Source organism: Roseofilum sp. (genome assembly GCF_982964205.1).
In genome coordinates this window covers 1-11,102 of record NZ_CEZBFX010000002.1, presented here as the reverse complement: position 1 = coordinate 11,102, position 11,102 = coordinate 1, and the positions used below count along the sequence as shown (strand labels likewise).

Annotated in this window: 7 protein-coding genes and 1 pseudogene; 4 read left to right on the top strand and 4 right to left on the bottom strand. The window is 45.7% G+C overall.

Annotated elements, in window-relative coordinates; translation table 11 throughout:
• Positions 1–136: 136 nt before the first annotated feature.
• Together AC3A14_RS00725 and AC3A14_RS00720 are read right to left on the bottom strand one after the other, a co-directional pair.
• The gene (locus AC3A14_RS00725; RefSeq protein ID WP_318720179.1) at positions 137–757 is read right to left on the bottom strand and encodes a restriction endonuclease subunit R; all 621 of its coding nucleotides are present in this window, start codon (positions 755–757) and stop codon (positions 137–139) included.
• 50 nt (positions 758–807) lie between these two features.
• Entirely contained in the window at positions 808–2,121 is a 1,314-nt protein-coding gene (locus AC3A14_RS00720) for a Tudor-knot domain-containing protein (RefSeq protein ID WP_318732035.1), read from the bottom strand.
• Positions 2,122–2,186: 65 nt separating this feature from the next.
• Between AC3A14_RS00720 and AC3A14_RS00715 the strand changes: the two genes are divergently transcribed.
• Positions 2,187–2,354, top strand: a complete 168-nt coding sequence (locus AC3A14_RS00715) for a hypothetical protein (RefSeq protein WP_318700536.1) — start codon at positions 2,187–2,189, stop codon at positions 2,352–2,354.
• A 22-nt stretch (positions 2,355–2,376) separates the two neighbouring features.
• Here the strand turns inward: AC3A14_RS00715 and AC3A14_RS00710 are convergent.
• Together AC3A14_RS00710 and AC3A14_RS00705 are read right to left on the bottom strand one after the other, a co-directional pair.
• Positions 2,377–2,805 (bottom strand): annotated as a pseudogene (locus tag AC3A14_RS00710) (sugar nucleotide-binding protein); the annotation flags it as partial.
• 50 nt (positions 2,806–2,855) lie between these two features.
• Positions 2,856–3,257 carry a sugar nucleotide-binding protein gene (locus tag AC3A14_RS00705; RefSeq protein ID WP_413039177.1) on the bottom strand — a complete coding sequence of 134 codons (402 nt, stop codon included), beginning with the start codon at positions 3,255–3,257 and terminating at the stop codon, positions 2,856–2,858.
• A 197-nt stretch (positions 3,258–3,454) separates the two neighbouring features.
• Between AC3A14_RS00705 and AC3A14_RS00700 the strand changes: the two genes are divergently transcribed.
• The 3 genes from AC3A14_RS00700 to AC3A14_RS00690 all read left to right on the top strand — a co-directional run.
• Positions 3,455–4,498, top strand: a complete 1,044-nt coding sequence (locus AC3A14_RS00700; RefSeq protein WP_318700534.1) for a pentapeptide repeat-containing protein — start codon at positions 3,455–3,457, stop codon at positions 4,496–4,498.
• Positions 4,499–4,505: 7 nt separating this feature from the next.
• Positions 4,506–6,959, top strand: coding sequence for a pentapeptide repeat-containing protein (locus AC3A14_RS00695; RefSeq protein WP_318732036.1), 2,454 nt, complete (start codon positions 4,506–4,508; stop codon positions 6,957–6,959).
• A gap of 191 nt (positions 6,960–7,150) precedes the next feature.
• Positions 7,151–11,102, top strand: a 3,952-nt coding sequence (locus tag AC3A14_RS00690; RefSeq protein ID WP_318732037.1) for an NACHT domain-containing protein, incomplete at its 3' end; no start/stop codon positions are given.

Sequence of the window (11,102 nt, the reverse complement as noted above, 5' to 3'; positions counted from 1 at the left end):
GATAGGGAGATAGGGAGATAGGGAGATAGGGAGATAGGGAGATAGGGAGATAGGGGGATAGGGGGATAGGGGGATAGGGGGATAGGGGGATAGGGAGATAGGGAAGTAATGCATTATCAATGCCTATTACCTAGAGCTATAACTGGCTTAGGCGTTTTAAGATTCGTAGCACTTCGTATAATTCATTTCCAGGGTTACGAACTAAGAAGCCTTTTGATAAGGCATATCGGTTGATGTCTCCCCGGACTAGCTTGACAAAAATAAAGCTGCCTCCTGTGGCAATCATGCCAAAACAGGGACGTGCGGGGTGAGGGCTGGCGAGCATATAAACGAGGATCTGGGGGAGCGCTTCTTCGATGGAAAAGGAGGCTTTTTTGGATTCGATCGCCACAATCCAAAATTGTTCTTTCAAAATCAAGGTATCAATTCTACCTTTTATGATTACACCCTCGTCTTCTGCGCTAATCTCTATCGGTTCTTCACTTTTGACATAGAAGGGGGCGATATAGAAGTTACCGATAAATAGAATGGGGTCTAAAATCGCCATCCTGACTACGTTTTCGAGTAAGGGAGGGTGGTTGAGTAGGTTGATATAACCGGCTTTAACTTTATCGAGGAGTTGGCGATCGCTCTGGGAAATTTCGGGTAAATTTTCTTGCCATTCTGGAAAGAACTCCTCGTCTTCGGTTAAGGTTAGGCCAAAGCGATCGATCAGTTCTCTGAGGGTAATGGTTTGCGCGGGTACGGTGGTAGGCATAATTAGGGAATAGGGAATAGGGAATGGGGAATGGGGAAAACCTTTTTTGCTTAACAAATTTCGTCTAAATCAACCCATTCATCATCAAAATCATCTTCATCGAGATAATGGACTCGATATTGATTGCCGTCAATTTTTTGAATTCTGGCGGTATACCATTCCTCATCATCGTCATCCCAGACTTTAACCTTTTGACCGACAGCATACCCATTATCATCAGCCTCTTCAAAATTACCGGCACGAACATTCTTTTCTTTGATCCATTCATCCTCGGATGCCCCATAGCCAACATAATGAACATAGTACCGAGGTTTATCTTTTTTGACTTTAACTTTGCGGATGGTTGCTTCATACCAATCTTCTTCTTTTTTCTCCCAAACTTCAACCGTATCTCCGATGGAAAACTCGATTGCTCTTTCGCCACGGAAATCCTCATGGTCTGGATCTTCATTACGAAGCACTTCTCCGTCTGCTTGCAGAGATTTATAGGCTTCTAAAATCAAGCGCTGGGCAACGGTTTGGATACCCGTATGCTCGTAGTAATTGGTGGTTTGATCTAAAAAGGCAGCGACAAAATCCAGATTATCATCCGCCATTTGAATAAAGTTACCCAAATGATTGAAAATGCCTTCTGGAGTAATGCCAGTTTTAGCAATCAACTGATTCATCCAACCTTCGATGGCGCTAAAACATTGATTCACAAATCCAAGGCGATCGCCGATTGTCTTACCCGGTATCTGGTCTTTAATGCCCGAAAACACAGGATTACCGGCAATGTTCCCTGGATTAATACCTTGAATAATCACATGGATTTTGGTTAAGAAATTTGGCCCCAAGGGTAACAGTCCATCAATACACACTAAGGCAACCATGCGGATTAAGCCAGCGTTGTGATAGTTTTTAGCCAGAGAATTAGCAAAGAGTTGGGGATTCGGTTGGGGAATGCCATTGAGTTTGCAAAAAGCAATCACTTCGACGGCAATCTTGAGTAATAAATCAATGGTTTGGGTGGTCTCGGCTTTGGGGGTAAGGTTGCCCAGAAAAGAGAGAAAACTTAACTTTTCACTCACCTTATTGGCTAAGGCGGCTGTGCCCATGGCGACATCGGCTTTATCAATGGCCTGATAGAGTTGGACAGCCCCTTGATAGCCTTTGGTGGGATCGAGATAGAGAGCCGCGGCGCGATCGCGGATACGTTGAAGGGTTTTAGGGTCAGTTTCTCCGGTAAAATGGGCGATGGTAGCATCAAATCCGATCAAATTATTCCATTCTCCCGGCGCGACAAAATCGAGAGCTTTTAAAACTTTGACAGTAATGTTATCTTCGGGCAGCTCATCGACAAGCTGAATAATTGACTTTGCCATGATTTTTTCCTCATGATTAACCCTGTTGATAGTTTAGCGCCATTGCTGGGTTTGGATCGGGGCAGATGGCAATAAACGAGATTTCTATGGAAACTGTGGGAGAAGAGGGCAATGTGGCAGAAATCGGGTTCCTATTTCCTGACTTCTGCAAGCAGTCTCATGAGAAAGTCAGCTTATGGTTCAGCTTTGAAAGTCTCAAGACTAAACCCGAAATAGAAACATTGCCTCTCTAGTATTAGAGGAGTTTCTGAATCCCTAAACTTGCCCCTGGAGCGCCTGTAATTGTGTTTGTAAGGAAGGGGGATTGTAGCCCAGGGAAAAGGCTTTAGAGCTGTCTAGGGAAACATCTTGGGGGCGGGGCGCTGCCATGGGCACATCCTGTTGGCGGGCAGGTTGGATTAATTCTGTGGGTAAGTGTAGTGATTCTGCCATCAGTTGCCCAAATTGATAGCGGGAAATACGCTCTTTTCCTCCCAGATGAAATAGTTCCCCTGGATGGTTGAGGGCGAGAAGGAGTCCTTGGGCGGCAGTGGTGGCGCTGACAGGGGTACGCCATTCGTCGGTGAAGAGGGCGAGGGGTTGGTGCGATCTCAATACTCTAATAAAGGGTTGGATAAAACGGCTACTCTGGGCAGGCGCTGTGCCAAACATTAGGGGCATCCGGCAAATGGTAACCTGGGGATACAGCAGTTTCCTCTGCTATGATGTACATTAATGACGGTTTTTAACAATATCTAGAACAGCTCAGAGCTTCTACCAAGTCTGTTGTTTGCTCCCCCTATCCCCCCATCACAGCGCAAAGCGCTGTATTCCTGACGCATTGCCTGTTCTGCCCTCACTTTTTGCTGTCCATAATGGTTAATGGGGGAAGGGCGATCGGCTTCTCCGTAGGGGGCAGCCGTGCCATCAAAGACGAGATCGGTGGAGGTAAATACGCAGGGAATATGGCGTTGGGCGCTTAATCGGGCAATTTCTACGGCAGCGTGAATATTAATCTCATCGGTTTCCTGGGGATGAGTTTGGCAATAATTGGGGCTTGATTGAGCGGCGGTATGAATAATGGCATCAGGTTGAATGTCGGTAAACAGGCGCTCTAGGGCGGAAAAGTCCAGGAGATTCAGGGCAGTGAGGCGAATCTGGGGTAAGCTGAGGGCATGGGTGTGATAGGTGCCGTAAACCTACCAATGAGATTGAGCAACTTGGCAGAGATTCCAACCTAAGAAGCCACTTGCGCCCACGATCAGTAGTTTTTTCATCGGAGTTGTCTACAGTAATAAAAGTAGGTCTTCGATCTGATTATTGTCAATTTGATTGAGTTTATTCTGATTATTATATGTCTCAGGATGCTGACGTGCTATTTAAGCAGGGAATTCAGGAGTATCAAGGGGGGAATTTGCAGGGGGCAAAAACCCTGTGGGAGCAGGCATTATCGCTCTACCATACCGAGGGTAATCTCCATCACCAAGGGGCGGCTTTAGGGAATTTGGGGGCTGTAAGTGAGGCTTTGGGGAATCTTGAAGAGGCGATCGCTTACTATAAGCAGCATTTGAGTTTAGCACAAGAGATTGGCGATCGCCCAGGACAACAGAATGCCCTGAATAATTTGGGTAATGCTTATAGTCGTTTGCAAGATTTTCCTCAAGCACTGAACTCTTATCAACAAGGGTTACTTCTCACTCGGAAATGGGGGAATTTAGGACGGCAAGGACAGGCATTACTCAATTTGCGTCAAGTGTATCAAGCGATGCAAGATTGGGAAGAAGCAGAGCGCTGTTTGCAGGAGCAATGGGCGATCGCCAACCAATTACGGCAAACCCAAACCCAAGATATGTTAGATATTGCCCAACAGGTGGGTTTAAATCCCTTGTCTGATTTTGCTGGAGCCAATTTAGCCGAGGTGAATTTTCATTATGCTAATTTAGCTGGCGCAGATTTAAGCAACGTGAATTTGAGCGGTGCAGATTTGAGTTTAGCGGATTTATCCCATGCTCAGTTAAGCCATGCCAACCTGGAAAAGGCAATTTTAAGTAATGCCAATTTGCGCGATGCTAATTTACAGTACGCTAATTTACAAGGGGCAGATTTACGCACTGTTTTGCCCCGTGCCGATCTGAGTGATGCCAATTTGGAAGAGGCAAATTTATCTGGGGCGTATTTGCAACGCGCCAATTTATCCCGCGCCAATTTATCGAATGCGGATTTATCCAATTCGGATTTAACTGATGTCAATTTAGAGGAAGCTCAGTTGACGGGAACGCTATTAAAACAGGCGAATATTGATAAAGCTCATGTCAATCAAGCCTATTTTAAGGATAATCCGAAATTGTCGGCAGCCCTGAAACAACATTTGCGCGATAAAGGAGCAATTGTGGAGTAAGTGAGCCATGGGGAAAGGGCAGTTTATTACCACTGAATTTACTGGAAACGGAGGAGAGCGCGGTGAGTTTCGAGTATGGGAAAGGGTTCAGGATGCGTTTGGTGAAAGAGCCTGTCTTGCCTATTGGCGCTATCCCCTGTTTTCTCCCCAAGGAAAACACCGCAAAGAGCCGGATATTCTGATTCTCGATCGCCAATTGGGAATTATTGTGATTGAGGTGAAGTCTTTACGGATTCACCAAATTACCCAAATTACCGGTCATCGTTGGCACTATCAAGGATTTTACCAGAAAACCGGATCGCCCTATCAACAAGCCGAGCAGCAGGTTTGGGCGATTCTGAGATTGTGCGAAAGGGAACCCGGGTTAACGTCTTGTCTGATGAGTCGGGCGATCGTTGCCCTACCTTATATTACCCAAGAACAGTGGCACGAGAAGCAATTCGATCGCCTCGTTTCGGCTCCTCCTATTCTGTTTGAAAATCATCTGCGCTTAACTGCCATTGCCCAATTTGGCGATCGCGTTAAAAAGATCAGTCCCCTAACTCCAGGCACCTCCCTAAGCCAACAGCAATGGCAACTTTTGCTGTCCTTAATGAGTGGTACTCCCATTTTTCAACCTAATCCCAGTAGCCGATGGCGCTTATATCCTTCTCCTAGTCGCGCCGAAATTTTAGCCGAAGCCAGGCAACAGTTTTCTCAACTGGATTTAGCCCAGGAAACTCTCGCCAAAACGATTCCGCCTGGAGTACAAAGGATTCGCGGGATTGCTGGATCTGGGAAAACCGTGATTCTCTGCCAAAAAGCGGCTCACATGCACTTGAAACATCCGGATTGGAAAATTGCAATTGTCTTCTTTAGCCGCAGTCTTTACCAAACCATTACCGAGCAACTCGATCGCTGGTTGCGCCATTTTAGCGATGGGCAAGTTGGCTATTCTTCCCGCGATCGCAATTTGCGCGTTTTCCACGGTTGGGGAGCCAAAGGACAACCCGGTTTTTATCGCTTTTTATGTCGTCTGTCTGGAGTCTCTCCCCGAACTGTTGCCGATACCTTACGATCTGCACCACACGAATCGTTGGCTGAGGTATGTATTGACCTTCTACGTCGAGGAAAAATACCCCAAGTTTTTGATGCGGTTTTTATGGATGAGGGTCAGGATTTCTTAGTCCAAGATAGCATGAAATTTGAACAAAAGCAACCCTTTTACTGGTTGGCGTACCAATCCCTGCACTCTTGCAATCCCTTACATCCAGAGCAACGGCGTTTAATTTGGACAATGGATGAATATCAACATCTCGATCCCCAACAGATAACAACTGTTATCGATTTATTTGGTGCGAAGTTAGGACATCTTTTAAATGGGGTTCATCTGGGGAATATTGCCAAAACCGAAATCCTCTGTAAATCCTATCGAACTCCGGCACAAGTTTTAAGAGTTGCCTATGGCATAGTGATGGGTATTTTTCGCCCCCAAGGATGTTTAACTCAGTTGTGCCAAAAATCGGATTGGCAAGCCCTAGGATTTGAAGTAGAAGGAGAACTATTACCCGGAAATTCCATTACCCTCACTCGTCCGTTCGATACCGATCTCAATCCAGTCAGTCAGTTAGCCTCAGGAGCGCTGATTGAGTTTCACTCCTATGAGTCGCGCCAGGAAGAATTAGCGAATCTGGGCGATTGTTTAAGGCAAAACTTACGCCAGGATGGACTAAAACCAAGTCGGGATATTTTAGTCATTCTTTTGGGAACTCGAATTCAGACGCGCCAACTGGAGCCGATGGTGGTTGAGGCACTCTTAAGACAAGGCATTGATGTCTATCTTCCCGGACAAAAGCAGGATTCTGGCTTGAAAAATAGTTTTTGGTTTGAAGGCTGCGTGACAGTTTCATCGATTGAGAAAGCCAAGGGAAATGAGGCGGATATGGTTTACGCGATTGCCCTCGATCATATTGCTCAAGATGAGAGCAATTTATCCCTTAGAAATTACCTCTTTATTGCCTTAACCCGAACCAGAGCTTGGGTTACAATTAGTGGAGTGGGAAACTATTCTCTTTATCAAGAATTTCATCAACTTCTAAAACCTCAAAATTCCCTCACGTTTACCCTACCCCAACAGTCTCAGCGTTCCCTTTCCATCACCGACATCAGCGAAGTAATCGATCGCTACACTGCCGGCGATCGAAACTTCCAAGGCATGAACTTAAAAGGCGCTCAACTCCCCGGAATTAACCTTTCCCAAGCCAACTTTATCCACACCGAATTCCAGGAAGCCAACTTAGAAAATGCCCAACTGCAAGGCACGAAGTTTATCTTCGCCAACTTAAGCCAAACCAACCTCCGAGGCGCGAATTTAAGGCAAGCGAAACTCATGGGAGCTAACTTATCGGAGGCTCAATTAGAGGGCGCAGATTTAACCCATGCAGACTTAAGCGATGCCAACTTAGACGGAGCGCAATTTTAATCAACGGTTGCCCTCATCCCCAATCCCTTATCCCGCAGGCGCTGCCCTGAGCGAAGTCGAAGGGAGAAGGGGAGAAGAAGTCATTGCGAACGGAACGCAGTGCAGTGAAGCAATCTGGATCATCTTGATAATCACCGTCCCAATGATAATTCTACCTCAGCTAGAATAATGACAGCATTCAGGGAATGATGATGGATGTCAGGTTCTCTCTCCTAAAATTAACCATTGGTGGCGGCTGTGTGGTTGGCAGCACCGTATTTCCCCTATTGCTTGCTGGGGAAGGGATTACTTGGGGAACTGTGTTGGCAGCTACTTTAGCGAGTGTTGCAGCAGGGAATACAGCTAACGCGATTGATACCTTAACGGAGGGAAAAGATGGCGATCGGGTATCCTTAGACAATGAAGACTTAACGCAGGCAGTGGGAAAGGCGATCGCCGCAGTCATCACCCTCGCTGCCAAACAACAGCGCGGTAAAATCCGCCAATATATAGAAAAAATCGCCGCCCAAGCTAAGGATAACTGGGTGGAAATTGCCCAACGGGAACTTGCTCAGAAACGCTATCCCCAACTTCGAGAAGCCAAACTCGACAAATTCCTCACTCCGGAAGAATATCAACTCACCCAACAGGGCAACCTCACTGCTACAGAATGGGGCGATATTTTTATCCGTCTCAATATGGCAGCGTGTAAAGGGGGTGGGTTTCCTATTGCCTCAGAAGTGCGGGAAGAAGTCGCCCAGAAACTCCATACCACGTTCCCTAAAGCCTTACGAGAAACCCTCAAGGAAGACTTTGCTAAGGATGGGAAAGCCTTTGCAGGGTTAACTTTGCAGTTACTCACGGGGATGCAAGCGCAACTCAACCAACTGCGAACTGACTCAGCAGGAGTTGATACTGCTGAATTAAGCCGAATTTTGCAACAATTCCAGCAAATGGAAACCCAGTTACAGGGAAGTATTACGCAGCAGCAGGCATTTTTTAGCGATATTGCCGATAACATCAATTCTGGTTTTGCCCAAGTCTGTCAGCAGTTGGGAGTGATGGAAACCACTATCACCGGATTGTTACAAACTCTAGAGGAACGCCTCAAGGAGTTGCACCAAGAGGTGAAGGAATTTCGTCAGGAGATGCGGCAGGGGTTGGCGGCAATGCAATATCCATCGGAGGAGCGATCGCTATCTACTGATGAATGGCAAGATATCTGCCGTCAGATGCTGGAACGAAAGATGCAATTAACCAGCAATACGGTCTTAGGTCAGGTTTATGGGAATCGCAATTTAATCGATGAGGATTTATTTGTCGATTTGGCGCTGGTGAAACCGAAACGGAGTGAGAACGAAAAACACCGCCAAGATATTGACCCAGAACGGGGTTCGGATTTGTTCGCTCGGCAAGAAGTAGAGAAACGGTTTGCTTATCGGGAGTTTCTCGACGAAATCATTGGTAAACGCACCGAGAAAAATATTGCCATTATTGGGGAACCGGGGGCAGGGAAAACCACGTTACTCCAGAAATTAGCCTTTTGGTTATTGCAACAAACCGATGATTTAGTGATTTGGGTGGACTTGGCAGAATTGGGGAATCGACCCCTGGGAGAGTATTTAGAGACCCAATGGCTCAAAGAGGCGTTAGGTCAGTCCAGAGAGGAAATTAAGGGGGACTGGGAGCAGAAATTTCAGGGGGGTGCAGTCTGGTTACTGTTGGATGGTTTAGATGAGATGAGCCAGAGCGACCAACAGGCGTTAAAATTCCGAGGTTGGGTGACGGATGCGCGGATGATTGTCACCTGTCGCTTGAATTTGTGGCAAGCCAACCCCAAACAGTTACAGGGGTTTCAAACCTATCTCACCCAACCGTTTCAGGATGAACAAGTGCAGGAGTTTATCCGCAGGTGGTTTCGGGGGTTGGTTGAGTCAGGAGAGGCTGTCGAGTTGGCGGAATCTTTGTGGTCAGAGTTGCAAGCTGCGGGGAAGGAACGGATTAAGGATTTATGCCGCAATCCCCTGCGGCTAACCTTGTTATGTGCGACTTGGAAGGTGGAGGATGCCCTACCAGAAACCACGGCGGAGTTGTATGCGGGTTTTGTGGAGGCGATGTATGAGTGGAAGGAGGACAGGTTTGAGGTCACGGAGGAGGAAAAGGAACAGTTAAATGCGGCGTTGGGGGCGTTGGCTAAGGCATCTTTGGAGGCTGAAACGAGTCGCTTTCGGTTAACCCATCGGTTGGTGTGTGAGTATTTGGGGAAACCGAAGGCAAAGGGGTCTTTGTGTTCTTTGGCGTTACGGTTGGGTTGGTTGAATGAGGTGGGGGTGGCGGCGGAAAATCGGCGCGAAAAGGTGTATGGGTTTTATCATGCGACGTTTCAAGAGTATTTTGCGGCGTTGGCGATGGATGATTGGGATTATTTTTTACCGAAGGATCATGTGGATTGTCCGGTGGAGGGGAAGCGGTATCGGATTTTTGAGAAGCAATGGAAGCAGGTGATTTTGTTGTGGTTGGGGCGTGAAGATATTGTCAAAACTAAAGAGGATATAAAAGCGGTAAAACAGGAATTTATTCAGAAATTAATACACTTTGATGATGGCTGTGGAGAGTGGAACTTTGCAGATATCAATATAGGATTTTATGAATATCAAGCCTACTGTCTTGCTGCTACTGGAATGACTGAATTTAAGAATTCTTCTCTTGCCGGTACTATGGTAGAGCAGATAGTAAAATGGGCATTTGGGTATTTTAATGAGAAAACGAAACAATGGCAAAATTATATTGACCCCCTACGGCGAAATTCAAAATATATCACCCTACTTGAAGTCGATCCCAACCCAGTCTTTGACTGTATGCGTGGCTTGATTGACAAAAATTCAGGTGCTACCTGGCTTTTTGTTGAGAATGGTTATGGTTATGTTTTAAAAAAAATAGCACGAATCCATAGAAAGAATAAGAAAGTAGTAGAGGATATTTTAAATGATGTGTTGCAAATTCTTTGGAAGCAAACAGAAACTCAAACTCCTGAGATTGAGAAGGCAAGACTAGATATTGTATATTGTCTAGTAGATCTCGACCCAAGTAATGTAAATATAAAAGAAACTGTCTTAGACCTGATTGAAAAATCCTACAATGGTAAAAAAGGTCAAGAAGCGGCAGAAATGCTAGATGAATTTAGTTTTAGCAATCAAAAAAATGAAATCATCAATAGTTTGCATCACATAGCACAAAAAGCTGACAGTATCTATGCCCGTATAGGTGCGGCCTACGGTTTATCTATAATCGATCCAATGAATTTGGCATCAAAATCAAAAGAGATATTAAATGACATCATTCATGATATAGAGCAGGAAATAATTAGCCTAAAAAAATCACCAAACCATACGAGAAGCAATGTAGGGCTATCTATAGAATTTAAAAAACAGGACGTTACTTTTGCTGCTTATATCTTGGGAAAAGTCGATCCAGGAAATCTAAAGGCTATTTCTGTATTAGAAAATAGAGCTAGATTGAAAGATCAAGTTTTAGCTAGAGCCTATTTAGGTTGTATTGACCCAGGAAATGATTTATCTCTTCACCTAAAAACAGAAAACAGCTCTCAAGATGATGAACAGATGCTTCATTCTGATTTACAGGAACAAAATGCTCTGCTATCTGAAACTATTCCAGGTTTAATTGATCTTCTTCAAACTGCTGAGAGTAGGATGATACAACATGATGCTAGTAGGCGTTTACGAAACTGTATCACTACTAATATCTTACGAGAAGAGGTAGTATCTGCTCTTAAAGCGTTTCCTGATATTCCAATTAACGAAGATCAATATGCAGTCTTCAATGACGATTCCTATTACGATCTTCGCTCTGTTCAACGTTATGAACTTTTCTGGCACTGTGCCGAAAACCTCCCCTATCCCGACTTTTACCGTGCATGGCACAATCCCCCCACCACACCCCATCCCGAAATCACCGACCAAACCCCCCATAACAGCGAAACAACCTTCGCCCCTATCAACCTCGCCCAAACCCTACAAAACCAACCCATCCTCATCCTCAACGCCCAACCCCTCGCCAAAGAAACCCGCGAAAGTGAAATCGCCCTCACTCTCAGCGAACTCATCTGGGACACCACCTGTCCCGACCAAGACCCCCCAAAACCCT